The sequence below is a fragment of the Pseudomonas sp. MPR-R2A5 genome (assembly GCF_058793055.1).
On the sequence record NZ_JBXAFK010000003.1, the window covers coordinates 106,381 to 132,851 of the forward strand.

26 protein-coding genes and 1 other RNA gene are annotated in these 26,471 nt (G+C 60.8%); 13 read left to right on the forward strand and 14 right to left on the reverse strand.

Annotation, left to right across the window (positions count from 1 at the left end):
* Positions 1 to 44 precede the first annotated feature (44 nt).
* Entirely contained in the window at positions 45 to 1,211 is a 1,167-nt protein-coding gene (locus AC1Q6I_RS03200; protein WP_024076847.1) for a zinc-binding metallopeptidase family protein, read from the forward strand.
* A gap of 236 nt (positions 1,212 to 1,447) precedes the next feature.
* An RNA gene (gene ffs, locus AC1Q6I_RS03205) (signal recognition particle sRNA small type) lies at positions 1,448 to 1,544 on the forward strand.
* A 105-nt stretch (positions 1,545 to 1,649) separates the two neighbouring features.
* Here ffs and AC1Q6I_RS03210 read toward each other — a convergent pair.
* Complete coding sequence (locus AC1Q6I_RS03210) at positions 1,650 to 2,216, reverse strand: HI_0983 family protein (protein WP_102623533.1); 567 nt, start codon at positions 2,214 to 2,216, stop codon at positions 1,650 to 1,652.
* A gap of 445 nt (positions 2,217 to 2,661) precedes the next feature.
* On the opposite strand from AC1Q6I_RS03210, the gene AC1Q6I_RS03215 reads away from it, so the two are divergent.
* From AC1Q6I_RS03215 to AC1Q6I_RS03230, 4 genes are all read left to right on the forward strand, one after another.
* A complete protein-coding gene (locus AC1Q6I_RS03215; RefSeq protein ID WP_102623532.1) occupies positions 2,662 to 4,623 on the forward strand; it encodes a hypothetical protein in 1,962 nt (653 codons plus the stop codon).
* Between the two features lie 99 nt (positions 4,624 to 4,722).
* Positions 4,723 to 5,004, forward strand: coding sequence for a hypothetical protein (locus tag AC1Q6I_RS03220; RefSeq protein WP_102623531.1), 282 nt, complete (start codon positions 4,723 to 4,725; stop codon positions 5,002 to 5,004).
* Positions 5,005 to 5,180: 176 nt separating this feature from the next.
* The gene (locus AC1Q6I_RS03225; protein WP_024076845.1) at positions 5,181 to 6,227 is read left to right on the forward strand and encodes an N-acetylmuramidase family protein; all 1,047 of its coding nucleotides are present in this window, start codon (positions 5,181 to 5,183) and stop codon (positions 6,225 to 6,227) included.
* Position 6,228: 1 nt separating this feature from the next.
* Complete coding sequence (locus tag AC1Q6I_RS03230) at positions 6,229 to 6,816, forward strand: hypothetical protein (RefSeq protein WP_024076844.1); 588 nt, start codon at positions 6,229 to 6,231, stop codon at positions 6,814 to 6,816.
* 58 nt (positions 6,817 to 6,874) lie between these two features.
* Here the strand turns inward: AC1Q6I_RS03230 and AC1Q6I_RS03235 are convergent, their stop codons facing one another.
* Positions 6,875 to 7,777 (reverse strand): DUF2167 domain-containing protein, encoded by a 903-nt coding sequence (locus AC1Q6I_RS03235; protein ID WP_102623530.1) that lies wholly within the window; start codon positions 7,775 to 7,777, stop codon positions 6,875 to 6,877.
* Positions 7,778 to 7,838: 61 nt separating this feature from the next.
* On the reverse strand, positions 7,839 to 8,702 hold the full coding sequence (locus AC1Q6I_RS03240) for a LysR family transcriptional regulator (protein ID WP_102623529.1): 864 nt from the start codon (positions 8,700 to 8,702) through the stop codon (positions 7,839 to 7,841).
* A 102-nt stretch (positions 8,703 to 8,804) separates the two neighbouring features.
* On the opposite strand from AC1Q6I_RS03240, the gene AC1Q6I_RS03245 reads away from it, so the two are divergent.
* The gene (locus AC1Q6I_RS03245; protein WP_102623528.1) at positions 8,805 to 9,764 is read left to right on the forward strand and encodes a DMT family transporter; all 960 of its coding nucleotides are present in this window, start codon (positions 8,805 to 8,807) and stop codon (positions 9,762 to 9,764) included.
* Here AC1Q6I_RS03245 and AC1Q6I_RS03250 read toward each other — a convergent pair.
* Entirely contained in the window at positions 9,678 to 10,049 is a 372-nt protein-coding gene (locus AC1Q6I_RS03250; RefSeq protein WP_069076777.1) for a VOC family protein, read from the reverse strand. The two genes, AC1Q6I_RS03245 and AC1Q6I_RS03250, sit on opposite strands and share 87 nt — an antisense overlap.
* Positions 10,050 to 10,304: 255 nt before the next feature.
* On the opposite strand from AC1Q6I_RS03250, the gene dnaX reads away from it, so the two are divergent.
* The 5 genes from dnaX to AC1Q6I_RS03275 all read left to right on the forward strand — a co-directional run bounded on the left by dnaX (position 10,305) and on the right by AC1Q6I_RS03275 (position 15,907).
* Positions 10,305 to 12,359, forward strand: a complete 2,055-nt coding sequence (dnaX, locus tag AC1Q6I_RS03255; protein ID WP_024076839.1) for a DNA polymerase III subunit gamma/tau — start codon at positions 10,305 to 10,307, stop codon at positions 12,357 to 12,359.
* Positions 12,360 to 12,402: 43 nt separating this feature from the next.
* Positions 12,403 to 12,741, forward strand: a complete 339-nt coding sequence (locus AC1Q6I_RS03260; RefSeq protein ID WP_017527493.1) for a YbaB/EbfC family nucleoid-associated protein — start codon at positions 12,403 to 12,405, stop codon at positions 12,739 to 12,741.
* A 132-nt stretch (positions 12,742 to 12,873) separates the two neighbouring features.
* A complete protein-coding gene (gene curA, locus AC1Q6I_RS03265; RefSeq protein WP_102623527.1) occupies positions 12,874 to 13,908 on the forward strand; it encodes an NADPH-dependent curcumin/dihydrocurcumin reductase in 1,035 nt (344 codons plus the stop codon).
* A gap of 66 nt (positions 13,909 to 13,974) precedes the next feature.
* A complete protein-coding gene (gene recR / locus AC1Q6I_RS03270; RefSeq protein ID WP_017845247.1) occupies positions 13,975 to 14,577 on the forward strand; it encodes a recombination mediator RecR in 603 nt (200 codons plus the stop codon).
* Between the two features lie 181 nt (positions 14,578 to 14,758).
* On the forward strand, positions 14,759 to 15,907 hold the full coding sequence (locus AC1Q6I_RS03275) for an acyl-CoA dehydrogenase family protein (RefSeq protein ID WP_024076837.1): 1,149 nt from the start codon (positions 14,759 to 14,761) through the stop codon (positions 15,905 to 15,907).
* A 43-nt stretch (positions 15,908 to 15,950) separates the two neighbouring features.
* On the opposite strand, the gene AC1Q6I_RS03280 is transcribed toward AC1Q6I_RS03275, so the two are convergent.
* Both AC1Q6I_RS03280 and fnr read right to left on the reverse strand, forming a co-directional pair.
* Positions 15,951 to 16,499 carry an adenine phosphoribosyltransferase gene (locus AC1Q6I_RS03280; RefSeq protein ID WP_024076836.1) on the reverse strand — a complete coding sequence of 183 codons (549 nt, stop codon included), beginning with the start codon at positions 16,497 to 16,499 and terminating at the stop codon, positions 15,951 to 15,953.
* Between the two features lie 95 nt (positions 16,500 to 16,594).
* The gene (gene fnr, locus AC1Q6I_RS03285) at positions 16,595 to 17,329 is read right to left on the reverse strand and encodes a fumarate/nitrate reduction transcriptional regulator Fnr (protein WP_016979302.1); all 735 of its coding nucleotides are present in this window, start codon (positions 17,327 to 17,329) and stop codon (positions 16,595 to 16,597) included.
* Between the two features lie 155 nt (positions 17,330 to 17,484).
* On the opposite strand from fnr, the gene AC1Q6I_RS03290 reads away from it, so the two are divergent.
* A complete protein-coding gene (locus tag AC1Q6I_RS03290; RefSeq protein WP_024076835.1) occupies positions 17,485 to 17,982 on the forward strand; it encodes a hypothetical protein in 498 nt (165 codons plus the stop codon).
* A 7-nt stretch (positions 17,983 to 17,989) separates the two neighbouring features.
* Here AC1Q6I_RS03290 and hemN read toward each other — a convergent pair whose 3' ends face one another.
* The 8 genes from hemN to AC1Q6I_RS03330 form a co-directional block, all read right to left on the reverse strand.
* Positions 17,990 to 19,372, reverse strand: coding sequence for an oxygen-independent coproporphyrinogen III oxidase (gene hemN / locus AC1Q6I_RS03295; RefSeq protein ID WP_102623526.1), 1,383 nt, complete (start codon positions 19,370 to 19,372; stop codon positions 17,990 to 17,992).
* Between the two features lie 103 nt (positions 19,373 to 19,475).
* Complete coding sequence (locus AC1Q6I_RS03300; protein WP_024076833.1) at positions 19,476 to 20,159, reverse strand: sulfite exporter TauE/SafE family protein; 684 nt, start codon at positions 20,157 to 20,159, stop codon at positions 19,476 to 19,478.
* On the reverse strand, positions 20,152 to 20,370 hold the full coding sequence (ccoS, locus tag AC1Q6I_RS03305) for a cbb3-type cytochrome oxidase assembly protein CcoS (RefSeq protein ID WP_024076832.1): 219 nt from the start codon (positions 20,368 to 20,370) through the stop codon (positions 20,152 to 20,154). The genes AC1Q6I_RS03300 and ccoS overlap by 8 nt, the downstream gene beginning before the upstream one ends.
* Positions 20,371 to 20,392: 22 nt before the next feature.
* Entirely contained in the window at positions 20,393 to 22,843 is a 2,451-nt protein-coding gene (locus AC1Q6I_RS03310) for a heavy metal translocating P-type ATPase (protein ID WP_102623525.1), read from the reverse strand.
* A 114-nt stretch (positions 22,844 to 22,957) separates the two neighbouring features.
* Positions 22,958 to 23,497 (reverse strand): FixH family protein, encoded by a 540-nt coding sequence (locus tag AC1Q6I_RS03315; RefSeq protein ID WP_102623524.1) that lies wholly within the window; start codon positions 23,495 to 23,497, stop codon positions 22,958 to 22,960.
* 32 nt (positions 23,498 to 23,529) lie between these two features.
* Positions 23,530 to 24,945, reverse strand: coding sequence for a cytochrome c oxidase accessory protein CcoG (gene ccoG, locus AC1Q6I_RS03320; protein WP_024076829.1), 1,416 nt, complete (start codon positions 24,943 to 24,945; stop codon positions 23,530 to 23,532).
* 365 nt (positions 24,946 to 25,310) lie between these two features.
* On the reverse strand, positions 25,311 to 26,288 hold the full coding sequence (ccoP, locus tag AC1Q6I_RS03325; protein WP_024076828.1) for a cytochrome-c oxidase, cbb3-type subunit III: 978 nt from the start codon (positions 26,286 to 26,288) through the stop codon (positions 25,311 to 25,313).
* Positions 26,285 to 26,470, reverse strand: coding sequence for a CcoQ/FixQ family Cbb3-type cytochrome c oxidase assembly chaperone (locus AC1Q6I_RS03330; protein ID WP_003193169.1), 186 nt, complete (start codon positions 26,468 to 26,470; stop codon positions 26,285 to 26,287). Before AC1Q6I_RS03330 ends, ccoP begins: the two co-directional genes overlap by 4 nt.
* Between the last annotated feature and the right edge of the window lies 1 nt (position 26,471).

Here is a 26,471-nt window from a genome sequence, read left to right on the forward strand (position 1 = left end):
GAGCGAGAAATGATCTAGTCTCTGTCACCCAGGGAGAGATCGCCATGTTTCGCTATTTCGAGCAACTCAGTTCGCGCATCGCCGCACCGTTCATGGCCGAATCCTCGCGCAACAGCAAGGTCTGGCAATGCCGGTGCGGTCAGCCGCTGTTCTTTCGCAACAGCCAATGCCTGGCCTGCTCGGCGGTGCTGGGCTATCAACCCCAACAAAGCCGATTGTCCTCCCTGCAGCCGGGGCCTGTCGTGGACACCTGGCTGCAAGACGACAACCTCGATGCAGGCGCCTTTCGCCGCTGTGCCAACCTCGACACGCCCGCCGCCTGCAACTGGCTGATTCCCGCCCACAGCACCGCACCGCTGTGCGTGGCCTGCAGCCTGAACCGCACCATTCCCGACCTGTCGATCACCGAGAACCACGAGCGCTGGCGCAAGGTGGAAACCGCCAAGCGCCGACTGGTGGCACAACTGATCAGTCTGGGCCTGCGCGTCGTGCCCAAGAGCATCGACGAAGACAACGGCCTGGCCTTCGACTTCGTCGGCATCGACCTGGAAGGCAATGCGCCGACCACCGGGCATGCCAACGGCCTGGTTACCCTCGACATCAAGGAGGCCGACGACGCCCACCGCGAAAAAGTCCGGGTGCAGATGCGCGAACCCTATCGCACGCTGCTCGGGCATTTTCGCCACGAGGTCGGTCACTATTACTGGGACCGCCTGATCGCCAACAGCCATTGGCAGACGCCTTTTCGCGACCTGTTCGGCGACGAAAGCGCCAGTTACGCCGATGCCCTCGACCAGTACTACCAGAATGGCCCGCGCCCGGATTGGCAACATACCTGCGTCAGTGCCTACGCCACCATGCACCCGTGGGAAGACTGGGCCGAAACCTGGGCCCACTACCTGCACATGATGGACGCGGTCGACACCGCCCTGGGGTTTGGCATGAGTGCGCGGGAACTGGACCTGGATTACCAGCCATTTCCCCTGAGCACCCTCTACGACCCCGAGCACCCTGGCGGTGCGGCGTTCCTGTCTTTCGTCAACGCCTGGATCGAACTGGCCGGCATGCTCAACGAACTGTCCCGTGCCATGGGGCAGCCGGATTTCTATCCCTTCGTACTGCCACCGGCGGTGATCGCCAAGCTGCACTTCATTCACCTGGTCATCCAGGAAGAGGGCGGCCGGGCGGACGAGGTGTTGCAGACACCATGATGAATTAATGTGGGAGGGCGCTTGCTCCCGAAAGCAGTGTGTCAGTCACTGATTTATTGGCTGGCAGACCGCTATCGGGAGCAAGCCCCCTCCCACAGGGGATGGCGGGGATGCTGACGGCCATGGCAAGTACTTGAACCCCTTCATATTTTAATCCGGCACCAACGGTTGTAACTTCCGATGAGATCGGTACAATGGCGCGGCTTGCCGAGAGGCCAGCGTCGTTATGGTGACCCCATCGGTCCCCCCGCAACGATTACCCGTGAACCTGGTCAGATCCGGAAGGAAGCAGCCACAGCGGGAACATTGTGTGCCGGGGTGTGGCTGGTGGGGTTGCCTCCATAACGCTCTTCCTGAATCTTCAAAAATCCTTATTTCTAAAACGCTTTGCTGGCCATTACTGCCTGCGAATCGATTTCTGCTGTGCGCTCCACAGGCTTACGGGCGGTACAGGGGGAATGCCTTTATCACTGGCACTATTTCGTCGCCCAGGGTCTTGGCGCTTTCCCATCGCTCGTCCCTGGTCTGGGACTTGGCCGGGACGTTCCTGGCGAAGTGAAAGATGACGATCGCGCCCGTGCCGGCGTCGCGGTAGTACTTGAAGAAGCTGAATTCAGAGAAATGCCCGTCTTTGCGCAGCGCCGAGGGATAAAACAGCATCAGGTAGAGGATCCCGGTTCGGTTGTCTGTTGCCAGGACCGCTGGCATGTCCGGGTTTTCCTGTTGGTGCAACTGCACCGTGCGCTTTCCCAGGTCCAGCGGCTCGAAGCGGTCATCGGGAGGCACAACCGTAAAGTCCACCATTTCAGTCCAGGCATCGACGCTTTGGTTTTCCGGAAAATATTCCCACAAGCCGTTTTTCTGGAATTTCAGGACAAACGTCTTGCCCGCGAACACCACCGACTTCGTTTCGGCAATGGAGGGGCGTGAGAGGTCTGGCGTAGGCGTCGAGGCACAGCCGGACAGCAGGGCCATGATCGACAAGATCAGCAGAGGGGCTTTCATTTCAATCCTTGAATTTTTTTTGGGCAGTATTTGCGCCTGCCACATTAGCTCAGCGGATGGCTGGATACGTTGAATAAATGGAGTACTGCGTTTTTGAGGTCTGCCTCTTGGAGCTCTGTCACCCCGTTAAATCGGGATCAGCACCCTTCAAAAGCGATCATTGCGTTTGAAGGGTGGCATACTTCGACGCCTGCACAGCCACAGGGTCGTGGTGGTTCTGAGTGCTAAGCTCGGAGCGTCCAGGCGGCCGGTTTGCTCGCGCTTAGTCGAATTGGAGTGGCTTGACGATGTCCGCATGGTTTCATCAATAACGGATCAAGTGGCATGCGTTGTTGATCGTTCGTCCGCTGAAACGAACTATGTGCCAGATAATGACCTGTAGATGAATGAACAGTTATACCCACGACTGACGCCGTGACTTTTCTTGCACTGGCTCTGAGGATGTATGCACCCGGAACATTTTGATTTATCCAGCCCAGTGTTCCTGCCTATCACCTTTGAAACCGCCAAGGGCGTATTGGACGCCGCTGATGTAAACGTCCTCTCCACCTTGACGGATCCTGAATTGGCAGCGATTTTGGTCATCCAGAACCTGGCGCAAATGGCCGAAAAAGACCTTGCCGGGGCTACTGCAGAGAAGATTCTGGCCAGGCTTATTGGGTGGGCTGTCGACGCCAGGCATTCAAAGGCCACAGGTTTATGGCCAGAAGCCCAGCGTCTGTTCGACCCGCGCAAGTTGTATTTCGGTCTGGAAGTCGTAAAACAGCTGGAGCTACGTTTTCTCCTGGCGGACGAAGTCTCGGCGCAGGATTACCTATTGCCCAATGGCCAGTGGGACACGGGTTACAAGCTGCGCCATCTTCAGGCCAATAACCCGTTCAGCAAGCAGATGGTGACGCCGCGTCATCGCGAGCGTTGGCTGAGTGCAGAGCAAGACAAGCTGGTCAGAACCTTTCGTGCCAATTTGGGGGAAGACCTGCATGTCCAGGGGTATGCGGGAATAGGCAAAAGCCATTTGCTTGTTGCGCTGATGGAGCACCTGCAACCTGAAAAGACATTATTGCTGGCGCGGACAGAGGAAAAGCTAGAAACGCTTCGTCGTCGCATGGTGTCACGACCTGAGAAGCAAGCCGGCCAGTCCTTCCATGATTTTGCGCGAACCCTGTTGCACGGTCCAAGGCCACAGCCCGTAAGCAAGCGGGTAAAGGGGCCTGGCAAGCTAGCACTGGCGCACGCGTTGAACATCCTCGGCTTGCGTCACCTTGATGCGCAGGCAGCCTTGGATGTTTGCCTCAAGGTACTCGAATGCTATTGCCGCTCCCGGGATTACAGTCTGTCGGAGCGGCACCTGCCATTTTTTAAACAGCCTTTATCCGGTGTGGATGTCAGGGTGCTGCTTGAGTATTCGAGCCGGTTATGGGGTTACCTCGAGGCCAATCCGCTATGGGGCAACCAGACTGGGTTTGAGGCTTTGCTGATGATCAAGCGCGCAAACCTGGCGGGTTGTACGGTGCATCCTCGTTGTACCCACGTGCTGATTGACGAGAGCCAGGATATCCCCGCATCGCTGTTGCAGATTCTCGAGCGTGGCCGTCAGGTGCTGATTACGCTTGGGGATGAGTATCAACAGACACGCGGCATCGTCGTCAAAAGAGCGCGCACTGTTCGGCAAAGTAATATCAGTCACTCTGTGCGCTCAGGTCGCAACATCGAGCGTCTGGTCAATCCGCTGATTTTCCAGCACTCGAAAAAGAGCAAGGTTCCTTTCGAGGGCGCCCGTGATGCCGACGTCGTTATTGAGTACTATCCGAGAGGTTTCGTGCCGCCGGAGGGCTGTGTGGTGTTGGTTGCGTCCCTGTGGGACATGATGAAGTGGGCTATCGAACTGCACGATGCCAGCTGTGCGTTCGGGTTTCCATCATCAGACGCGCAGCGCGATCTCGTTTATTTCATGACCACGGCTATCGGATTATTCAAGCCGGAGTTTTACCGACCCAGTGAGAGTGAAATGGGTGTACACCCGTACTTCAGTGATATGCCGGATTGGCAACAAGTGCGCGATGCCAATCAATGTGATGAGTCATTTCTCTGGGTTGAAGCCAAGTTGGATAACGGTTTCAAAATCGCCGATTTGACCCGATTGAACAGGATGTTTAGTCAGGCGGGGAAAGGCTGCCTTTTGATGTTGGCAGACGAGGCGGGGGGCATGGAGTTTGACCGGGTCTTACTAACGACCGGCCTGCTCACCAACGTGAAAATTAAGGATCCCTATGAGTTGGACGAGCGAATCTGTTCGATATACATCGCGATTTCTCGTGCCAAGCAGCAACTCTATCTGCCTTACGATGTGGTTGAGTGGATCGAGTACCAAAATGACCACAACATCCGCGAAACGCCTGGCTTCTGACGCATCAGGCACGTCCGGCGGACATTTTTCTTGACGCGCTTCAGGTGTGATATTGTTCGGCCATCAATGAGCGATTCAACCGTGTTATAGGGAGATGGCATGAAAAAAGTAGTGGTGTTGACGGCATTGGCATGTGTGTTGGCTTTTTCAAGTAGCGCCTATGCACGCGGTAGCAGTTTCGGTGGGCATTCATCGTCACATTCCAGTTATTCCTCTAGCCGATCGGACCACACCATCAGCGGATACACCCGCGGTGGCACCTACGTGCGTCCTTCTCATGCCACCAACCCGGATGCGACGCGCAACAATAACTACAGCACCAAGGGCAATGTGAACCCCTATACCGGAAAGCTCGGTACGAAAAGTCGCGACAATAAGTAGCGCCGCTTAGGGTTGGGTTGTGAAAACTCACGAACTTTTCACAACTTTCAACTGCGCCACTGGACAACCAAAAAACACCTTGTTAGTTTCCGCCAGCCACTTGTTTCAGAGTGTGACAAGTGCGTGGATCTGATATTGAAGTGCCACTACTTCTTTAACTAACAAGGATGTCTGTCATGAAAAGCCTGCAAGGGTTGCCTCGTCTTATCAGTGCTTCAGTAGGCGCTCCCGGCAAAGCCCGAAACTTGCCCGCCGATGTGCAGTGCATCCAGTATTTATTCAATTTGATCATTCCCAAGATGGGTTTTCCGCTGGCCGAGAATGGCAAGTGTGATGGCCAGTTGGTGCAGTGCATCAGCCAGTATCAGTTTCGCCATCTCAAATATGCCCACCCCGATGGCGTGATCGACCCTACCGGTCGCACGTTCAACAGCCTGATCGAAGAGGCGGTGAAGGTGCCCGTCAAAGCCTTCCCGACGATGCGTATCCCCAGCTTTCTCAATGTGTTTGGCAACAACAATGGCGATGCGGTGCAGGCCACGGTCAACGTGTACCTGGACCGCGTGCGCGCGACGATCGAGGCCGAGCGGCGTAACCGCCAATTGATGCTCCAGGCCACGTGCGACGGGGGCATGACCCTCAGCGAAACGGACTTCCAGAACGCCGCCACACAGTTGGGTAGCGGTATTTCGGTAAATATCATCAAGGCCTTCGCCACTGTGGAATCAGGTGGGCGTTCGGGGTTCGGCCCGGCCAAGTTGCCGGTGATCGCGTTTGAAGGGCACTTGTTTCGCAAGTACACCAAGCACATCTACGACCAGGCGCACCCGCTGCTGTCCTACCCCTACAAGAAAAAAGCCGGGCCGCAGTGGCAGGCCAATAACAAGGACCAGGCCAAGGCTTGGGAAACCATGGCCACCGCGTTTGCCCTGGATCAGGAAGCGGCACTCATGTCGGCTTCGTGGGGTATGTTCCAGATCATGGGCTTCAACTTTGCCTCGTGCGGTTACAAGACGGTGTTTGAGTTTTCGGCAGCATTAAAGGTGAATGCCGGCAACCAACTAAAAGCGTTCCTTGGTTTTTGCAGCAAGAGCCCGGCATTGATGAAGGCCATGAAAGCCAAGGATTTTACCGGCATGGCGCGTAACTATAACGGCGAGGACTACGGCAACTACGACGTCCTTATGCAAAAAGCCTACGAAAAACTTGAAGGGAAAAAATAGGATGATCCGTTTTCTAGCGATAGGTGTGTTGTCGTTGTGCGCCGTGGGCCCTGCCTTGGCCGGTTCGGCTGCGTTGCATTCGGGCAAGTACGAAGGGCTGATGCTGGCAGTGACGCCGGAGCATCAGGTCGAAGGGTTCTATTCGGAAGCAATGGGCGAGGGCGTTACCCGCAGTTGCGCGTTTTACCTGCAAGGCAAACCTGAGGCGCTCACCACTTGGCTCGATGAGGCTCATCCCGGCAGCCTGGCGCCTTCGTCCGATGGCGTGACCCTGACGGTGGAAGAGGGCCGCCAGCACCCTGGGTGCATGAACGTGCTGATGCCGGAGATTGCCACCGGCCTGGACCTGACCCAGACCGCCAGTAAAAAATGGATCGGCCTGGTAACGGTATCCGCCGACAAGGCTTACCTGCTGAAGACCCCAGGCGCCAAGACCGCCAAGCGTCCGTATATCGTCAAGCGCGATGTGGTCGGTGTGCTGGCCTTCAAGGACGGCTGGGCCCAGGTCGAGTTCATCAATGCCGACGACCGCTCGTTCAGCGGCTGGATCAGCCAGGATCAATACACTCGTCTAGCGGCGCCTCACTAAGACATCCCCAAAACGCCGCAGTGTGCCAGGCATACTGCGGCGTTTTTGCGTCCGGGGTTCAGGCCTTGTTGCGGTTGAACAGCTTGCGAATCACTGCGAGCAGCGCCACTACGCCGATTATCAGGAACTTCTTCGCGGCCAGCAGGAAGATACCGATCTTGGCAAAGAGCCCGGCCTTGGCGGCAATCCCGCCGGCAACCAACGCGGCGAGGCCGTAAGTGGCGAGCTTGTCGGTGTTCGGGTTGAAGTCGGTATAGAGGTTGCCGTCGGTGAAGTTGGTAAAGGCCAGCACCTTGGGCAATTCTTGCTGGATGGTGGCCAGGTCGGCCATGGCGGCGACGGCGTTGAGTTCCAGCACGCCTTCACGGCCCAGCACGCGAATGCTGTAGTTGAGGGTCGTCTGGTCGGCGTCGTCGGCCTTCAGTTCGCGGGCCCAGTACATCTTGTGGGTGGTGTCGTCGTAGTGCGGCGGCTCCGCCCAGCCCAGCAGGTGCAGGCCCGCGTAGCCTTGTTTCTGGCGTTCCTGGTTCTCTGCTTCATCTTCTTCCTGCATTTGCTTGAGCAGGTCGGCGTAGTCGATTTTTGCCGCATCTTCGTCGGAGATGTGCCCGTCGGCCTTGTAGCTGACGATCACGCCCCAGCCGCGTTCCGACAATGGGCTGACGGCTTTGGGCACGATCATGCCAAGGGTCTTGAAGCCCGGCGGGTTGCCCCAGCCATCGGTCAGCAAGCGCTCGGTATCGGCGGGGTCGAGGTAGTAGAACTCGTCGGTGAGCTTGAGGGTGGCGATGCCGCTGGGCAGGGTGACCGTGCCGGTCTTTTGCTTGAGTGAGGCCAGAAAGTGCTCGGCTGTTTCGGCGGGGGCACTGGCTTCAACGGGGGCAGGCGAGGTATCAGCAACGGCAGGTGCGGCAGGCAGGCTCAGCGCGGCCGCCGCCAACAACAGGCGGAAGTAATTCATGGTAGTCCCTTACATTTTGAATTAATTTCGCGAGAGGATAACCGAAACAACATGTTGCGAGTTAGCCGAAAGTTTCCCGCAACAGCCCGGCGAATGCGTCCCGTGCCAGGTGGCGTTGGGTGTCCTTGTGCCAGAACAGCAGGTTATCCACGGCCGCCAGTTCTTCAAATCGATACGACGCCAGCTGATTGGCCTGCTCATAGCGCGCCAGGATGCCTTCCGGCGCCAGCGCTACGCCAATGCCGGCACTCACACAGCCGATAATCGTGCCCCAACTGGCATAGCTGGCGATGGCCGGCTTGAAGTCGTGGGGCTTGACCCAGTTCTCCAGCGCCGCGCGGTAGGGGCAGCCGGGTGGCCAGACCAGCAGGGTTCGGCCGGCCAGGTCGGCCGCACTGTTGATCGGTGCGCTGGACACACTGGCGATCAGCACCAGCCGTTCGCTGTAGACCACGCTGTGTTCGAGCTTGGTGCGTTGGTTGCCGGCGGCCACCAGCGCCACGTCGAGGCGATGGTGTTGCAGATCGTCCAGCAGTTGCCCCCAGGCACCGGTCACCAGCTCCAGGCTGACGTCGGGGTAGCGTCGATGGTATTCCGCCAGCAACGGCGGCAGGCGGCCGCTGGCGCTGGACTCCACCGCGCCGATGCGCAAGGTGCCACGGGGAATGGCGTTGGCGTCTACGGCGCGTTTGGATTCATCCACCAGCGCGAGGATGCGCTCGCAGTAGTCCAGGAAAATTTCCCCGGCGGCACTGATGGCCAGCCCACGCCCGGCACGGATGAATAACGGTGTGCCCAGCTCGCTTTCCAGCTGCTTGATGCGCGTGGTGATGTTCGACGGCACGCAATGCAATTGCAGTGCGGCCTGGGCCACGCTGCCGGTTTGCGCCACGGCTCTCACCATCTTCAGTTGGGCCAGTTCCATTGCTCAGTTCCACTGATTTCAGAAGTCAGAAACGGTTAATTGTCCTGCGATGTGCCCAGGCCAAGACTGACGGCATTCCTTCCCTGTTTCTGGATGCCGTTGATGAATGCCCCGTCACCCGTAAAGCTTACGCTAGTCATCGCCAGCGTGATTCTCTGTTGGGCCTATTCGCCGATTGGCGTGCACATCGGCCTGCATAGCTACAGTCCGGGCCAGCTGGCGTTGCTGCGATTTCTGATCGCTTCGGTATTGATGGGCGCGGTGGCGCTGGTGCTGGGGATTGGTCGGCCACGTCTGCGGGACATGCCGTGGTTGCTCGTGCTGGGTTTTTTCGGGGTGTTCCTGCACCACACCAGCCTCAATTATGGGCAGCAATGGGTGACAGCGGCGGCGTCCAGCGTACTGGCGCAATCAGCGCCGTTGTTCAGTGTGCTGATCGCGGCGTTCTGTTTGAAGGAGCGAGTCAGCCTTTGGCGGTGGGGCTGTGTGCTGTTGGGGTTGCTGGGCGTGCTGGTGGTGATCTGGGGCGACCAGGGCCTCGGCGAGATGGACCCGCGCGGCCTGTTGATCCTGCTGGCGGCGGCCTCATGGAGTGTGTACTTCGTCATCCAGAAGCACTGTGCGCATCGCTACAGCCTACTGACCCTGGCGTGCTACATGGTGTGGTCGGGCACCCTGATGCTCTGCGTGAACCTGCCTGGCCTGCCCACCGCCGTGGCGCGAGCGCCGTTGGTGGAGAACCTGGCAGTGTTGGTGCTGGGGGTTTTCCCCAGTGCGTTGGCCTACCTGGCGTGGGGGTTCGTGTTAAAGCACGTCGACGTCAGCCGCGCGTCGGTGGCGATGTACCTGATCCCGCCAGTGGCCATGGGGATGGCGGCCACGCTGCTGGGCGAGCACGTAGCCTTGCAGGTGGTGCTCGGCGGGGTGATCGTGCTGGCGAGTGTGGCGGCCATCAGCCTGGAAGGGCGTTGGCGGTCAGGCGCTCAGGCTGAACGCACGCAAGCGGTGGCCGTCGAGGTCCTGGGCGACGAAGGTGTAGCCAAAGTCCAGCGTGGTCGGTGACTGAAGGATCGTGGCGCCCCGTTCTACCCATTGTTCGTGCAGGGCATCGACGGCGGCGGTATCGGCCAGCGAAAAACAGACTTCACCGCCGCCGCCCGTGGCCTGGGCCGCAGGTTCCACGGTATGGCGTGACCACAGGCCGAGCTTCACGCCATGGTCGAGAATGAACAGGGCAAAGGTCGGGTTCAATTCGACCGGTGGCTTGTCCAGCAGGCGGCTGTAGAAATTGGCGCTGGTGGCCGGGCTGTCGACATACAGCAGGAAGTAATGGGCGAGGGTGTTCATGCAGGCTCCTTGAGTACGGGCGGTTATGTGAGCCCAGTCTATAAGGCCGCCCTGTCAGTTCTTGTCAGGAGTGCGCAGGCTGGTCGCAGCAATCATCCATAAAGCGCCCAGGACTACGCGCAGACACTCTCCGGTTCAGGCCATTAAAACGCCAGTCAGGCGAGCTTGGTCAGATTAGGCGAGCGTGCCGGATGCAATTTCCCCCTTGCTCCGCTAGCATTACCGGCTTCCGCTTCCCAGTTGCGACGGTTTTCGATGAGTTATCAGGTTCTTGCACGTAAATGGCGTCCGCGCTCGTTCCGCGAAATGGTCGGCCAGACCCATGTGCTCAAGGCTCTGATCAATGCCTTGGACAGCCAACGGCTGCATCACGCCTACCTGTTTACCGGTACCCGGGGTGTCGGCAAGACCACCATTGCCCGAATTATTGCCAAATGCCTGAACTGTGAGACGGGGATCACATCGACGCCCTGTGGCACCTGTTCGGTGTGCCGCGAGATCGACGAAGGGCGTTTTGTCGACCTGATCGAGATCGACGCCGCCAGCCGCACCAAGGTCGAAGACACGCGGGAACTGCTGGATAACGTGCAGTACGCGCCGAGTCGCGGCCGCTTCAAGGTCTACCTGATCGACGAAGTACACATGCTGTCCAGCCACTCGTTCAACGCATTGTTGAAGACCCTGGAAGAGCCGCCGCCCTACGTCAAATTCATTCTGGCCACCACCGACCCGCAGAAGCTTCCTGCAACTATTCTGTCGCGGTGCCTGCAGTTTTCCCTGAAAAACATGACCCCTGAGCGCGTGGTCGAGCACTTGACCCATGTGCTGGGTGTCGAGAACGTACCGTTCGAAGACGATGCCCTGTGGCTGCTCGGCCGCGCTGCCGATGGCTCGATGCGTGATGCCATGAGCCTCACTGACCAGGCCATTGCCTTTGGTGAAGGCAAGGTCATGGCCGCCGATGTGCGTGCCATGCTCGGCACCCTGGATCACGGCCAGGTGTTCGATGTGCTGCACGCATTGATCGAGGGCGACGCCAAGAAGTTGCTCGAAGCCGTGCGCCACTTGTCGGAGCAAGGCCCGGACTGGAACGGCGTGCTTTCGGAAATCCTCAACGTGCTGCACCGCGTCGCCATTGCCCAGGCGCTGCCTGAAGGTGTCGACAATGGCCATGGCGACCGCGACCGCGTGCTGGCCCTGGCCCAGGCGTTGCCGGCCGAAGATGTGCAGTTCTACTACCAGATGGGCCTGATCGGCCGTCGGGACCTGCCGTTGGCGCCGGATCCGCGCGGTGGTTTCGAAATGGTCCTGTTACGAATGCTGGCCTTCCGGCCTGCCGACTCCACGGACGCCCCGAGACAGCCGCTAAAGCCAGTGGGGATCAGCCAAGCCACAGTTGATTCCGCCAAACCAGTGGCTGGCGCGGCGGTTGTCGCGCCAGTGGTTGCTGCGCCTGCGCCGGTTGCCCCGGCGCCAGAGCCTGTAGTTGTTGCGCCGGAAGTCGCGCCGGAGCCGCTGATCGAGCCCGAGCCGGCCCCAGTGGTTGACCTGCCCTGGAATGACCCGCTGGAGGCTGACGCTGAAGTCGAGTTGCAGCCCGCCGTGGAGCCGGTGCTGGAAACCGCTGGCGAGCAGCCCGAGCTGACGCCGATGCCTACGCCGACCCCGGACAGCGTGGTGCCGGACGCGCCGGAATGGGTCAGCGCGCCCGTGCCTGAGCCCACTGTGGCCCAGGTGGATGCCGCAGTCCCAGGTATCGACCTCGACGACGAACCACCGCTGGACGAAGACTACATCGAACCGGACATCGATTCGGCCTACAGCTACCTGGACGAACTGGCCAGCGAACATGCGGCCGAGCCGGCCCCCGAGCCCGAGGCCGAACCCGCCGCAGCACCTGCTACCGGCCTGGCCCTGCAATGGCTGGAGCTGTTCCCGAAACTGCCGATTTCCGGCATGACCGGCAGCATCGCCGCCAACTGCACCCTGATCGCGATCGAGGGCGACCACTGGCTGTTGCACCTGGACCCGGCCCACAGCGCCTTGTTCAACGCGACCCAGCAGCGCCGACTCAACGATGCCCTTAACCAGTACCATGAGCGCACGCTGACCATTGCCATCGAGTTGATCAAGCCCGAGCAGGAAACCCCGGCCCAGGCCGCGACTCGCCGGCGCCTGAACCGCCAACGCGAAGCCGAAGAGTCGATCCACGCTGATCCGCTCATCCAGCAAATGATGGAACAGTTCGGTGCGGTCGTCCGTCACGATACTATTGAACCTGTCGAAGCCCCGGTGCCCCAGGCGTCATGACACCGGGCTACTTATTGATCCACGTACTTTTGAGGTGATTCCCATGATGAAAGGTGGCATGGCCGGCCTGATGAAGCAGGCGCAGCAGATGCAGGAAAAGATGGCCAAGATGCAGGAAGAGCTGGCCAACGCCGAAGTCACCGGTAAAGCCGGTGGCGATATGGTCAGCGTGGTGATGACTGGCCGTCACGACATCAAGCGCGTGAGCATCGACCCGAGCCTGCTCGAAGGCGTCAGCGATGACGACCGTGAAGTGCTCGAAGATCTGTTCGCCGCCGCCGTCAACGACGCCGTGCGCAAGATCGAAGCCAACAGCCAGGACAAAATGTCCGGCGTGACCGCTGGCATGCAACTGCCGCCGGGTATGAAGCTGCCGTTCTGATCGGCCAGCCTTGGCTAGACTGAAATGCCAGGCATTGCGCCTGGCATTTTTGTTTGTGCCGATCCGATCGAACCCTGGCCCGGCACTCATGGTCTGCACCCTATACCGATGGATTCGATAAGGAGCCCCCTGATGCCTCAAGAACCGACTCTTAACCAGCGCATTGTCCTGGTTTCGCGCCCTCACGGCGCCCCCACGCCAGAGAACTTCCGCCTTGAGCGGGTAACCCTGCCGGAACTGGCGGACGGCCAGGTACTGCTGAAGACGCTGTACCTGTCCCTCGACCCATACATGCGCGGGCGCATGAGCGACGCCCCGTCCTACGCGGCGCCGGTGGAAATCGACGAAGTGATGACCGGTGGCGCTGTCAGCCGTGTCGAGCAGTCGCGCCATCCGAAATTCGAAGTGGGCGAGCTGGTGGTCGGGGCTACCGGCTGGCAGAGCCACAGCATTTCCGACGGTCGCAACCTGATCCCGGTGCCCAAGGGCTTGGCCAGTCCATCCATGGCCCTGGGCGTGTTGGGCATGCCGGGGATGACCGCCTACATGGGCTTGATGGATATCGGCCAGCCCAAGGCCGGGGAAACCCTGGTGGTGGCGGCAGCGTCCGGCGCCGTGGGCTCGGTGGTGGGGCAAGTGGCCCAGCTCAAGGGCTTGCGAGTGGTCGGTATCGCGGGCGGCCCCGACAAGTGCCGCTACGTTGTGGACGAGCTGGGCTTTGATGCCTGTATCGACCACAAGAGCGAGCACTTCGTCGATGAGCTGGCCCAGGCCTGCTTCAAGGGTGTGGATATCTACTTTGAGAACGTCGGTGGCAAGGTTTTCGATGCCGTCATGCCGCTGCTCAACCCCAAGGCACGGATTCCCCTGTGCGGTTTGATTGCTGGCTATAACGCCCATGAAGCGCCCAGCGGGCCTGATCGTTTGCCGGCGCTGCAACGTACCTTGCTGACCAAGCGCGTTCGTATCCAGGGTTTTATCGTGTTTGATGACTACGGTGATCGCCAGCCGGAGTTCCTCAGCGCCATGGCGCCGTGGGTGCGCGACGGCAAGATCAAGTTCCGCGAAGACGTGGTCGACGGCTTGGAGCAGGCACCCGAGGCCTTTATCGGTTTGCTCGAAGGGCGCAACTTCGGCAAGTTGGTGGTGCGTGTCGCGCAGGATTGAGCATTTGACGCTAATCCGAGGCGCGGGTATAAACCGCGTCTCGTTGTTTTGTCGGACCATTCCCCCATGAGCTTCAGCCCCCTGATTCGCCAACTGATCGACGCCTTGCGCACCTTGCCCGGTGTGGGTCAGAAAACCGCCCAGCGTATGGCGCTGCAACTGCTGGAGCGGGATCGCAGCGGCGGCACCCGGCTGGCCCAGGCCCTGAGCCAGGCCATGGAAGGGGTTGGCCACTGCCGGCAGTGCCGCACCCTCACCGAAGAAGAGCTCTGCCCGCAATGCGCCGACCCACGCCGCGATGACACGCTGCTGTGTGTGGTGGAGGGGCCGATGGATGTGTATGCGGTGGAGCAGACCGGTTATCGCGGGCGCTACTTCGTGCTCAAGGGCCACCTGTCGCCCCTGGACGGCCTGGGGCCGGAAGCGATCGGTATTCCACAGCTGGTGGCGCGTATAGAAGCGCAGGGCACGTTTACCGAAGTGATCCTGGCCACCAACCCGACCGTGGAAGGTGAAGCCACCGCGCATTACATCGCCCAACTGCTGAGCAACAAAGGCCTGGTCACTTCGCGCATCGCCCATGGCGTGCCGTTGGGGGGCGAGTTGGAGTTGGTGGACGGCGGCACGTTGGCGCATTCGTTTGCCGGTCGAAAACCGATCGCGCTCTAACGATCACCGCAGGCTCAAATGTGGGAGGGGGCTTGCCCCCGATAGCGGTGGATCAGCCAATGAATCTGTTGACTGACACACTATATCGGGAGCAGGCCCCCTCTCATTTAGGATGTGCATACGGCTTGATCACCAAGCAAGCGCTTGGTAATTTCGCTCCACCTTACCGTGGAGCTTGCCGATGCCTGCCTTCCAGGACTACTTCGACCCCAGCCACCAATTGGTTCGTGACAGCGTGCGCCGTTTCGTCGAGCGCGAAATGCTGCCGGACATCGAGCAGTGGGAGGAGGCGGAAAGCTTTCCCCGGGAGTTGTACCGCAAGGCAGGCGCGGCGGGGATCCTCGGCATCGGTTATCCCGAAGCCCTGGGCGGTAGCCATGAAGGTGATCTGTTCGCCAAGGTCGCCGCCAGCGAGGAGTTGATGCGCTGTGGTTCCGGTGGTGTGGTGGCGGGCTTGGGCTCGCTGGATATCGGTTTGCCGCCGGTGGTCAAATGGGCGCGGCCCGAGTTGCGCGAGCGTGTGGCACCGCAGGTGTTGTCGGGCGAGAAGATCATCGCCCTGGCCGTCACCGAGCCCGGTGGCGGTTCCGATGTGGCCAACCTGCAAACCCGCGCCATTCGCGACGGCGATCATTACCGGGTCAGCGGCAGCAAGACCTTTATCACCAGCGGTATTCGTGCCGACTTCTACACCGTGGCGGTGCGTACCGGTGGGCCTGGCTTTGGCGGCATCAGCCTGTTGCTGATTGAAAAGGGCACTGCCGGTTTTACCGTGGGCCAGCCACTCAAGAAGATGGGCTGGTGGGCGTCCGACACCGCTGAATTGTTCTTCGATGATTGCCGGGTGCCTGTCGCTAACCTGATCGGCGCCGAGAACCTGGGATTTGCCTGCATCATGGGCAACTTCCAGAGCGAACGCCTGGCCTTGGCCCTCATGGCCAATATGACTGCACAGCTTGCGCTGGAGGAAAGCCTCAAATGGGCCGCCCAGCGTGAAGCGTTCGGCAAACCCATTGGCAAGTTCCAGGTGCTCAAGCATCGCCTGGCAGAAATGGCCACCGCCGTGGAAGTCTCAAGGGAGTTCACCTACCGCCAGGCCGCGAAAATGGCCGCTGGCGTCAGTGTGATCAAGGAAATTTCCATGGCTAAAAACCTGGCCACCGACACCGCTGACCGCGTCACTTATGACGCCGTGCAGATACTCGGCGGCCAGGGGTATATGCGTGGCAGCCTGGTGGAGCGGCTGTATCGCGACAACCGCATCCTGTCCATCGGCGGGGGCACCCGCGAAGTGATGAATGAAATCATCAGCAAGCAGATGGGGTTGTGAGGTGTGTTGTCCTTAATGGCTTCATCGGGAGCCCAGGTCACCGTTACCGTTCAGTCAGGGCAAACTGCGTCAGGCAAAAGGTCGGAATCCCCATGTCTTCCAAGCGCTGCGAGCCACCCAGCTCCGGCAGGTCGATGATCGCCGCCGCTTCAAAAAGCCTCGCGCCCATGCGCCGTACCAGGTTCGCCGCGGCGATCAGGGTGCCGCCGGTGGCGATCAGGTCATCGAACATCAGCACCGAGTCACCTTCGCACAGGCTGTCGGCGTGCACTTCGAGGAAGGCTTCGCCGTATTCGGTCTGGTAACCCTCGGTCAGCACATCGGCCGGCAGCTTGCCTTGCTTGCGGAACAGGATCAGCGGTTTGTTCAATTGGTAGGCGAGGATCGAGCCGATCAGGAAGCCTCGGGCGTCCATCGCGCCGATATGGGTGAAGTCGGCTTCGACGTAGCGGTGGGCAAAGCTATCGGCCACCAGGCGCAGGGCGCGGGGCGATTGGAACAGTGGCGTGATATCGCGAAAGATCACCCCAGGCTTGGGGAAGTCGATGACAGGGCGAATCAGGGATTTGATGTCGAACGAATCGAAGATCATCGTCGAAGAGTCCTGGGGCAGGGAAGCGGACTCGAAGTATACCCGCGGCCTCGCGGGTTGGCGCGGCCCCAGGTGTCTGGATCAACCTTTGAACATCAACCTTCCAGCGAACCGCCGGCCAATGCACACAGCTGGATCGGGTCGAGGATATGCACTTCCTTGCCTTCGGCGGCGATCAGCTCGTTCTGTTGGAAACGGGTGAACACCCGCGACACGGTTTCCACGGCCAGGCCAAGGTAGTTACCAATTTCGTTGCGCGACATGCTCAGGCGGAACTGGTTGGCCGAGAAACCACGGGCACGGAACCGCGCCGACAAGTTGACCAGGAACGTCGCAATGCGCTCGTCGGCGGTTTTTTTCGACAACAGCAGCATCATTTGCTGGTCATCACGAATTTCGCGACTCATCACGCGCATCAGCTGACGGCGCAGTTGCGGCAGTTGCAGGGCCAATTCGTCCAGGCGTTCGAAAGGAATTTCGCACACCGATGTGGTCTCCAGGGCCTGGGCCGACACAGGGTGAATCTCGGTGTCCATGCCCGACAGCCCGACCAGCTCGCTTGGCAGGTGGAAGCCGGTGATCTGTTCTTCGCCGCTGTCGCTCAGGCTGAATGTCTTCAACGCGCCCGACCGTACTGCATAGACGGAATCGAACTTGTCGCCCTGGCGAAACAGAAACTCGCCTTTTTTCAGCGGGCGACCGCGTTTAACGATATCGTCCAGCGCATCCATGTCTTCCAGATTCAACGAAAGTGGCAGGCAGAGGGGCGCCAGGCTGCAATCCTTGCAGTGAGCCTGGCTGTGAGCGCGCAGTTTGACTGGCTCGGACATTTCTTAAATCCTTGTGGGAGAACACACATAAGACGTAAGGGTACCGCACTGGGAGGCGTTGAGGCCAGCGTGTACAAAAAACCAGCATCGGCATAAAGCTTTATGTGTCCAGGTCGATACAAAGGGACGAATGCTTGAGCTCGGAGGCTCGAATCATGATCTCCATTAGTGCGAATATCCCGGTCAATACGGCCTTGATGGATTCGCCGCCGTCGAAAGACCTGGTGGCGGAGACCAAGGCTGCCGCCGCCGCCAAGGCACTCAAGGACGCAACGGCCACGCCGCTGCGGCAAACCAAGGAACCTGAAGGCGTGAAGGTGACCATTTCCGGTGCCGCCTTGCTTGCTGCCAGTGCCGCGAAGAAGTCCAACAGTGATATCGAGGAGAGCGGCCTGCCGGATAACATTCAGCAGGCCCTCAAGATGATCCGCAAGATCAAGGAGCAGATCGCCGAGAAACAGCAGGAACTGCAAGCGGTGATGGCGGACAAGAGCCTTAGCCCGGAAGAGGCGCGGATCAAGATCAGCAATCTGCAAGGGGCGCTGAGCACCCTGCAAGCTAGCCTGGTGACCGCGCAAACGTCCCTGGCCAAGTCGATGAAAGGCTTGAGTGGCCCAGATGCACTCAAGGCCGGTTCCCTGGCAATGGCGTAGGACGGTCTCAGATCACCCGTGAAAATCGATGCCGGTTCTGGTGGTCCAGATAGGCATCGAACACCATGCACACCGAGCGCACCAGCAGGCGTCCGGCCGGCAGCACCCGAATACCCTCGGCGTCGAGCTCAATCAGGCCGTCTTCTGCCATCGCCTCCAGTTGCGGCCAGATTTCGTCGAAGTACCCGCGAAAATCAATGTTGAATGCCTGTTCGATCTGTTCGAAGTCCAGGCTGAAATTGCAGATCAACTGCTGAATCACTTCCCGCCGTAATCGATCGTCCGTGGTACACAACAAGCCACGGCTGGTGGCCAATTGTGCGCCGGCCAGTGCGTTCTGATAGCCGCTGAGGTCGCTGGTGTTCTGGCAATACAGGTCGCCAATCTGGCTGATTGCCGATACCCCGAGCCCGATCAAGTCGCAATGGCCATGGGTGGTATAGCCCTGGAAGTTGCGTTGCAGCGTGCCTTCTTCCTGGGCGATGGCCAGTTCGTCGTCCGGCAGGGCGAAGTGGTCCATGCCGATGTAGCGGTAGCCGGCCTCGGTCAGTTGTTCAATAGTGGTTTGCAGCATCAGCAGCTTTTGCGCCGGTGCGGGCAGGTCGTCGCTGTTGATCCGCCGCTGGGGCATGAAACGCTCCGGCAGGTGTGCGTAGTTGAACACCGACAAGCGGTCCGGTTGCAGCTTGATCACTTCTTCCACGGTGCGTGCGAAGTTGATGGGGGTTTGCTTGGGCAGGCCGTAGATCAGGTCGATATTGATCGAGCGAAACTGCAGGGTGCGCGCCGCGTCGATCACCGCTCGGGTTTCTTCCAGGCTTTGCAGGCGATTGACCGCCCGCTGCACGTCCGGGTCGAGGTCTTGCACGCCGATGCTGACACGGTTGAAGCCGAGTTCGCGCAACAGGCCCATGGTCGCCCAATCGGCTTCACGCGGGTCGATCTCGATGCCGTAGTCGCCGGAATCATCGTCGAGCAGATTGAAGTGTTTGCGCAGGCAGGCCATCACCTGGCGCAGTTCGTCATGGCTGAGAAACGTTGGGGTGCCGCCGCCGAAGTGCAGTTGTTCCACCGATTGCTTGGGGTCGAGATGGCAGGCGACCAATTGGATTTCCTGCTCCAGGCGTTGCAGGTAAGCCTGGGCGCGGCCCCGGTCCTTGGTGATCACCTTGTTACAGGCGCAGTAGTAGCAAATGTTCGCGCAGAATGGCACATGCACATACAGCGATAACGGTCGGACGGCCTTACGGCTGTCGCGCAGGGCGTGGAGCAGGTCGAAGGTACCGACCTGACTGTCGAATTGTACGGCGGTGGGGTAGGACGTGTAGCGCGGCCCCGCCAAGTCGTAGCGGTGAATCAGATTGCTGTCCCAACGAATGGCGTCGAGCATGCGGGCGTTCCCCCGGATAGGCTAGTGGGCCGAGTCTAGGGGCGTGGCTGAAAAGGCATCTTGATTTGCGTCAACGGGGAGCGGCGCTATGCCACATGGCCTTTTAGTGGCCCATTAGCCAGTGCTGATGAGGCCCTGGCAAGGTCCAGATACCGAACAGCATCACCAGCACGCCCCCCGCCACACGCACGCTACGTTTGCGCAATAACGCCGTGACGCGTTCGGCGGCCAGCCCCGTCGCCAGCAGCACCGGCCAGGTGCCGAGGCCGAACGCCAGCATCAGCAGCGCACTGTCCAGCGCATTGCCCTGGCTGGCAGCCCACAGCAGGGTGCTGTAGACCAGGCCGCACGGCAACCAGCCCCACAGCGCGCCCAGCAGCAGGGCGCGGGGCAGGCTGGACACTGGCAGCAAACGGTTCGCGACCGGCTGGATGTAGCGCCACAGGCCGCGCCCAAGGCTTTCGATACGGGTCAGCCCGCTCCACCAGCCGGCCAGGTATAGGCCCATGCAGATCAGCAGCAACCCGGCGAGCACGCGCATGAACATCGCCGCCGGGCTGTTGGCCACGGCCCAACCGGCCAGGCCGATCAACAGGCCCGCCGTGGCATAGCTGAGGATGCGGCCGAGGTTATACGCCAGCAGCAGGCGAAACCTGCGGCTGCGTTGTTCCTTGGGGATCGCCAGGGTCAGCGCGCCCATCAGCCCGCCGCACATGCCCAGGCAATGGCCGCCGCCCAAAAGCCCGAGGATCAAGGCGGAGACCAGCAGCGGCAGGAGTTCAAGCATGGGGAGGGTCTTTGGGTTGGGCCGGCTGTTCGGGGCCGTTGGCCTTGTCAACGGCGGCCAGGTGGTTCGGGTCCTGGTCGTCGAACAGCACGCTGTGGGCCGGGCCGTCGAGGTCGTCGTACTGACCACTGTCCACGGCCCAGAAGAAGATGTAGATGGCGACGCCCACTAACAGCAGCGCCGCTGGAATCATCACGTATAGAGCTGGCATCTGCACTCCATGCCCGCGCGGCTCAAGCCGGCAGCGGGCGATTTACCAAGGGGGCGCTTTTGGCCTGCGCACTCGGCAGGCGAGTCAGGCGCAGGGCGTTGAGCACCACGGTCAACGAACTGAGGGACATGCCGATCGCCGCCCAGATCGGCGTGATCCAGCCGAGGGCGGCAAACGGCAGCATCAGGCCATTGTACAGCCCGGCCCAAAGCAGGTTTTCAATGATGACCCGACGGGTGCGTCGCGCCAAGGTGAAGGCTTGCACCAAGGCATCCAGGCGGTTGGACAGCAATACCGCGTCCGCGCTGGTTTTCGCCAGGTCTGTGGCCGAACCCATGGCCACGCTGATATCGGCGGCGGCGAGTACGGGGACATCATTGACACCGTCACCCAGCATCAACACCTTACGGCCTTGCTGATGCAACTGTTGCAGCACCTGCAGCTTGTCGTCGGGGCGCAGGCCGCCGTGGGCTTCGTCGATGCCCAGTTCGGCGGCCACGCTGGCGACCATCGGTGAACTGTCCCCCGACAGCAGCAGCGTGCGCCAGCCCCGTGCCTTGCACGCAGCCAGCAGGGCCGGCGCGTCGCTGCGCAGGCGGTCATCCAGTACGAACCAGGCGAGGGCGCCGTCGCGGTCGCCCAGCAGCAGCCATTGTCCGGCTTCGTCCGGTGAGGCGGGGATCGGACAACCGCTCAGTGCGCACACGAACCCCGGCTGGCCGATCCGCAGCAGGCGTTCGCCGACGCGACCTTCCAGGCCCAGGCCGGGGGTACTGAGCACTTCGTCAGCGGCCAGGGGGGCACGGCCGAAGGCCCGTGCGATCGGATGTTCAGAGCGATTTTCGAGGGCAGCGGCGAGGCCCAGGCACTGGTCGCTGTCCAGGGCGCCCAGCGGCCGGATCGCGCGCAGCGCCAGGCGCCCTTCGGTGAGGGTGCCGGTCTTGTCGAAAATCACCGTGTCAATCTGGTTCAAGCCTTCCAGCACATGGCCTCGGGTGAGCAACAAGCCGAGTTTGTGCAGGGTGCCGGTGGCGGCAGTCAGGGCGGTTGGCGTGGCCAGCGAGAGGGCGCACGGGCAGGTCGCCACCAGCATCGCCAATACGATCCAGAACGCCCGCGACGAATCCAGCTCCCACCAGAGCAGGCCGATCAGCACGGCAGCGAGCAGTGAGCAGAGCAGGAACCATTGTGCGGCGCGGTCGGCTATCTGCGCCAGGCGCGGTTTGTCGGCCTGGGCCCGTTCCAGCAGGCGCACGATGGCCGACAAGCGCGTGTCATGCCCCAGGGCGCGGACCTCGACCGTCAGTGCGCCTTCGACGTTGAGGGTGCCCGCCGTCACAGCGTCGCCGACCTGGCGCGGCTGCGGCAGGTACTCGCCGGTCAGCAGGGATTCGTCGATGCTGGACTGGCCGTCGAGGATCACCCCATCTGCCGGCAATACCGCGCCGGGGTGTACCAACACGCGGTCGCCCAACGCCAGTTCGCTGAGCAGGATACGTTCGCTCTGCCCATCACTTTTCATGCGCAGGCATGAGGCGGGCAGCAGGTTGACCAATTGCGCGGTCGCCGCCGCCGTGCGTTCCCGGGCACGCCGCTCCAGGTAACGCCCGGCCAGCAGGAACAGGGCGAACATGCCCACCGCGTCGAAATACAATTCGCCGACCCCGGTGATCGCGGTCCAGATGCCGGCCAGGTACGCGCCGCCAATCGCCAGGGACACCGACACATCCATGGTCAGGTGGCGGGTGCGCAAGTCGCGCATGGCGCCCTTGAAAAACGGTGCGCAGCTGTAGAACACGATGGGGGTCGTGAGAAACATCGCGACCCAGCGCAGGATCACGTGCAACTCCGGGCTCAGGTCGATATTGAATTCCGGCCAGGTGGCCATGGTTGCCATCATCGCCTGGAACCACAGCAGTCCGGCGACCCCCAGTTGGCGCAGGGCCCGCCGGTTTTCGTCGGCCAGTTGTTCGGCGGCGCGGTCCGCCTGGTAAGGGTGGGCGGCGTAGCCGATATGGCGCAACTCACTGAGCAGTTGGCTCAACGGCAATTGCCCGTCGGCCCAACGTACATGCAGGCGATGGTTGGACAGGTTGAGACGCGCCTCGGCCACGGCGGGCAGGCTGCGCAGGTGTTTTTCGATCAGCCAGCCACACGCGGCGCAACTGATGCCTTCCATCAACAGGGTGGCTTCGGCAAGGTCGCCTTCGTGGCGTACGAAGGGTTTTTGCACGTCGGCGCGGTCGTACAGTGCCAGTTCGTCCACCAGTTGCACCGGCAGGGCCTCGGGGTTGGCCGAGGCTTCGCTGCGGTGCTGGTAATAGCTTTCCAGCCCGCCGGCCACGATTGCCTCGGCCACCGCCTGGCAACCCGGGCAGCACAGCTCGCGGCGCTCGCCGAGGATCTCGGCGGTGAACCGGCTGCCGGGTGGCACGGGCAGGGCGCAGTGGTAGCAGGGAGTGGGGCTGGTCATGGCGTGAGATCTTGGGTGGCAGGGAGGGCCTCATCGCGGGCAGGCCCGCGCCCACAGGGGCGCTCGTTCCTGAGGTGTGAGCGGGCTTGCTCGCGATGCGCGAAGCGCAGGCGTTTACTTCTTCAGGTCTTCAGCACCTTGCAACGGCTCATCACCCAACAGCAAGTCCTTGTCGTGGCTGACCTGTTCTTCTTCGAACAGGCGCCAGGTCCGGTCACCTTCCACACCGAGCAGTTCCACGAAACGGCGGCCTTCGACCTTGTCGGTGACCTGGCCGATATAGCGTCCGGGTTCGCTGGCGCTGCGGGTCAGGTTGATCTTGCGATCCTTCTCCGGCTGGGTCGGGGAGATCAGGTTCAGTTCCAGGGTCGCCGGGCCGCTGTTACCGGTCAGATATACCTCGACTTCGCCGGTCAGTTCGTCCAGGTGCACCTTGGCGCGCAGTTGCAGGGTCTGGGCCAGCAGTTCGCGGTCCAGGGAGCGGTTGATGCCTTTGCCGGCCTCGTAGTAGTTGTCGTTGACCAGGTTGTCCGGGTTCTTGACTGCGATGGTCACCATGGACAAGGTCAAGGTCACCGAGCAGGCCAGGATCCCAATGATGATCCAGGGCCAGAGGTGCTTGTACCAAGGGCTTGTGGCAGTAGCTGCGGGCATTGTTCTGCTCTCTGGTTAACGAAGTAGTGTGGTTAACGAACCTGAGGGCCGATGAACCGGCTCTTGGCTTCAATATGCACGTTGGCGTCATCGGCATCCTTGAGGATGAAGGTCACCTCATTGGTGCTCGACGGTAACTGCTCCGGTGCGCTCGACAGTTCGACCGGCATGCTGACGATATCGCCGGCGGCCACCTTGATTTCGCGTCGGCCTTGCAGCTTGAGGTCCGGCAGGCCGGCGGCGTCGAGCACGTAGGTGTGGTCGCGCTGGTCCTTGTTCATGATCTTCAGGCTGTAGACGTTTTCGATCCGGCCTTCGGCGTTTTCGCGGTAGAGCACACGGTCCTTGCTGACGTCGAAACCTACCAGCGAACGCATGAAGAATGCCGTGGCCAACAGGCTCATCATCGCCAGCAGCACCAGCGCATAGCCGATCAGGCGCGGGCGCAGTTTGTGGGTCTTCTGCCCGGACAGGTTGTGCTCGGTGGTGTAGCTGATCAGGCCGCGCGGGTAGTCCATCTTGTCCATGATGTTGTCGCAGGCGTCGATGCACGCAGCACAGCCGATGCATTCGATTTGCAGGCCATCGCGGATGTCGATACCGGTGGGGCAGACTTGCACGCACATCGTGCAGTCGATGCAATCGCCCAGGCCCTGGGCCTTGTAGTCGGCACCCTTTTTACGCGGGCCACGCACTTCGCCACGGCGTGGGTCGTAGGAGACGATCAGGGTGTCTTTGTCGAACATCACGCTCTGGAACCGCGCGTACGGGCACATATAGATGCACACCTGTTCGCGCAGCCAGCCGGCGTTGCCATAGGTGGCGAGGGTGAAGAAACCCACCCAGAAATACGACCAGCCATCGGCCTGGCCGGTGAAGAAATCGAACACCAGTTCGCGAATCGGCGAGAAGTAACCGACGAAGGTCATGCCGGTGACAAAGCCGATCAGCAGCCACAGGGTGTGCTTGCTGAATTTGCGCAGAAACTTGTTGGCCCCCATCGGCGCCTTGTCCAGCTTGATGCGCTGGTTACGGTCGCCTTCGGTGACCTTTTCGCACCACATGAAGATCCACGTCCACACGCTTTGCGGGCAGGTATACCCGCACCATATGCGCCCGGCGTACACGGTGATAAAGAACAGGCCGAACGCCGCAACGATGAGAATGCCCGAGAGCAGGATGAAATCCTGGGGCCAGAAGGTCGCACCAAAAATGAAGAATTTACGCTCCGGAAGGTTCCACCACACGGCCTGGTGACCCCCCCAATTCAGCCACACGGTGCCGAAGTAGAGGAGGAACAAACCGGCGCCACCGAGCATACGCAAGTTGCGAAACAGGCCGGTGAAGGCACGGGTGTAGATTTTCTCTCGCGATGCGTAGAGATCGACAGGTTGATTCGAGTTTTTGGCAGGCGGGGTAACGTCATGTACCGGTATTTGGTTGCTCATCATTGCATCCCACGGCGGTGGAGATTTGCCTCGGCCAGTACGTGCCAACCGGGGTCAAATGAAGGGTGTTGCAGTGGCGTAATGATACGCCCCCGATGGTACTCCAAGGGTGCGACCTTTGGTCGCGTTGGGGGAAATCAATTGATGGTGTACGTGACCTGGATCAATTGACTTGGGAAGTATGGACGGTTTTTGCGGGGCCAGCCTTCAAAACACCGACGATCCAATGTGGGAGGGGCGGTGCGACGATTCGACTTGCCCCCGATAGCGGAGTGTCAGTCAATAAAGGTCTGACTGATCCACCGCTATCGGGGGCAAGCCCCCTCCCACATTGGTTTTTCTGTGTTTCTAAATAGCGGCCGGTCTTACTGCCCTTCAGCCTTTTTATCCCCATGGGACAAGCTGTAAACATACGCCGCGAGCAAGTGCACCTTGTCGTTGCCCTGCAGTTGCTCCTGCGCAGGCATCTGGCCCTGACGGCCCCAACGGATGGTCTGCTGCAGTTGGGCGAAGCTCGAACCGTAGATGAATGCACCCGGGTGGGTCAGGTCGGGTGCGCCCATGGCTGGGGTGCCTTTACCGGCCGGGCCGTGGCAGGCCACGCAGTTGGCGGCGAAGAGTTTCTCGCCGTTGGCCGCGTCGGCTTTCACGCCTTCCGGCAGCTTGCGGCCGTCGAGGTTGGTGATGACGAACGCGGCCACATCGCTGACGCCTTGTTCCTTGAGGATATCCAGCCAGGCCGGCATGACGGCATGGCGACCTTTCATGATGGTTTCCTTGATGGTCGCCGGTTCGCCACCCCAGCGCCAATCGGCGTCGGTCAGGTTGGGGAAACCGTAGGCGCCCTTGGCGTCGGAACCGTGGCACACCGAGCAGTTGGAGGCGAACAGGCGGCCGCCCATCTTCAAGGCTTGCGGGTCCTTGGCCACTTCTTCAATCGGCATCGAGGCGAATTTGGCAAAGATCGGCCCGAACTTGGCGTCCGACTTGGCCATTTCCTTTTCCCATTCATGCACGCCGGTCCAGCCGGTCTGGCCGTTGGCGAACGGGGTTTGCTTGTCGTTGTCGAGGTAGTTGTAGCCCGGCAGCAGGCCTTTCCAATTGCCCAGGCCGGGGTACAGCACCAGGTAGCCAAGGGCGAAGACGATGGTGCCGACGAACAGCATGAACCACCACTTCGGCAGCGGGTTGTCGTACTCCTCGATGCCGTCGAACGAGTGGCCGACGGTTTCGTCCGTTTGCTCGGCGCGCTGGCCCTTGCGGGTCGACAGCAGCAGCCAGGTCAGGGCGAAGATGGTACCCAGACTGAGGACTGTGACGTACAGACTCCAGAACGTAGTCATTCTTTGTTACTCCTAGAAGCTTGCTCGACGTGCTTGATGGCTTCGGGATCATCCGCAAAAGGCAGCATGGTCGCGTCGTCAAACTCCGACTTGCGCCGCGGGCTGAACACCCACAACGCCAGGCCGATAAAGGCCACCATCACCACCACGGTGCCCAGGCCACGAATCATCCCGATATCCATG

Excerpts from the sequence above, each read along its gene's own strand:
- AC1Q6I_RS03200 (WP_024076847.1), top strand. The coding sequence starts at position 45 with ATGTTTCGCTATTTCGAGCAACTCAGTTCGCGCATCGCCGCACCGTTC.
- AC1Q6I_RS03210 (WP_102623533.1), bottom strand. The coding sequence starts at position 2,216 with ATGAAAGCCCCTCTGCTGATCTTGTCGATCATGGCCCTGCTGTCCGGC.
- AC1Q6I_RS03215 (WP_102623532.1), top strand. The coding sequence starts at position 2,662 with ATGCACCCGGAACATTTTGATTTATCCAGCCCAGTGTTCCTGCCTATC.
- AC1Q6I_RS03220 (WP_102623531.1), top strand. The coding sequence starts at position 4,723 with ATGAAAAAAGTAGTGGTGTTGACGGCATTGGCATGTGTGTTGGCTTTT.
- AC1Q6I_RS03225 (WP_024076845.1), top strand. The coding sequence starts at position 5,181 with ATGAAAAGCCTGCAAGGGTTGCCTCGTCTTATCAGTGCTTCAGTAGGC.
- AC1Q6I_RS03230 (WP_024076844.1), top strand. The coding sequence starts at position 6,229 with ATGATCCGTTTTCTAGCGATAGGTGTGTTGTCGTTGTGCGCCGTGGGC.
- AC1Q6I_RS03235 (WP_102623530.1), bottom strand. The coding sequence starts at position 7,777 with ATGAATTACTTCCGCCTGTTGTTGGCGGCGGCCGCGCTGAGCCTGCCT.
- AC1Q6I_RS03240 (WP_102623529.1), bottom strand. The coding sequence starts at position 8,702 with ATGGAACTGGCCCAACTGAAGATGGTGAGAGCCGTGGCGCAAACCGGC.
- AC1Q6I_RS03245 (WP_102623528.1), top strand. The coding sequence starts at position 8,805 with ATGAATGCCCCGTCACCCGTAAAGCTTACGCTAGTCATCGCCAGCGTG.
- AC1Q6I_RS03250 (WP_069076777.1), bottom strand. The coding sequence starts at position 10,049 with ATGAACACCCTCGCCCATTACTTCCTGCTGTATGTCGACAGCCCGGCC.
- dnaX (WP_024076839.1), top strand. The coding sequence starts at position 10,305 with ATGAGTTATCAGGTTCTTGCACGTAAATGGCGTCCGCGCTCGTTCCGC.
- AC1Q6I_RS03260 (WP_017527493.1), top strand. The coding sequence starts at position 12,403 with ATGATGAAAGGTGGCATGGCCGGCCTGATGAAGCAGGCGCAGCAGATG.
- curA (WP_102623527.1), top strand. The coding sequence starts at position 12,874 with ATGCCTCAAGAACCGACTCTTAACCAGCGCATTGTCCTGGTTTCGCGC.
- recR (WP_017845247.1), top strand. The coding sequence starts at position 13,975 with ATGAGCTTCAGCCCCCTGATTCGCCAACTGATCGACGCCTTGCGCACC.
- AC1Q6I_RS03275 (WP_024076837.1), top strand. The coding sequence starts at position 14,759 with ATGCCTGCCTTCCAGGACTACTTCGACCCCAGCCACCAATTGGTTCGT.
- AC1Q6I_RS03280 (WP_024076836.1), bottom strand. The coding sequence starts at position 16,499 with ATGATCTTCGATTCGTTCGACATCAAATCCCTGATTCGCCCTGTCATC.
- fnr (WP_016979302.1), bottom strand. The coding sequence starts at position 17,329 with ATGTCCGAGCCAGTCAAACTGCGCGCTCACAGCCAGGCTCACTGCAAG.
- AC1Q6I_RS03290 (WP_024076835.1), top strand. The coding sequence starts at position 17,485 with ATGATCTCCATTAGTGCGAATATCCCGGTCAATACGGCCTTGATGGAT.
- hemN (WP_102623526.1), bottom strand. The coding sequence starts at position 19,372 with ATGCTCGACGCCATTCGTTGGGACAGCAATCTGATTCACCGCTACGAC.
- AC1Q6I_RS03300 (WP_024076833.1), bottom strand. The coding sequence starts at position 20,159 with ATGCTTGAACTCCTGCCGCTGCTGGTCTCCGCCTTGATCCTCGGGCTT.
- ccoS (WP_024076832.1), bottom strand. The coding sequence starts at position 20,370 with ATGCCAGCTCTATACGTGATGATTCCAGCGGCGCTGCTGTTAGTGGGC.
- AC1Q6I_RS03310 (WP_102623525.1), bottom strand. The coding sequence starts at position 22,843 with ATGACCAGCCCCACTCCCTGCTACCACTGCGCCCTGCCCGTGCCACCC.
- AC1Q6I_RS03315 (WP_102623524.1), bottom strand. The coding sequence starts at position 23,497 with ATGCCCGCAGCTACTGCCACAAGCCCTTGGTACAAGCACCTCTGGCCC.
- ccoG (WP_024076829.1), bottom strand. The coding sequence starts at position 24,945 with ATGAGCAACCAAATACCGGTACATGACGTTACCCCGCCTGCCAAAAAC.
- ccoP (WP_024076828.1), bottom strand. The coding sequence starts at position 26,288 with ATGACTACGTTCTGGAGTCTGTACGTCACAGTCCTCAGTCTGGGTACC.
- AC1Q6I_RS03330 (WP_003193169.1), bottom strand. The coding sequence starts at position 26,470 with ATGGATATCGGGATGATTCGTGGCCTGGGCACCGTGGTGGTGATGGTG.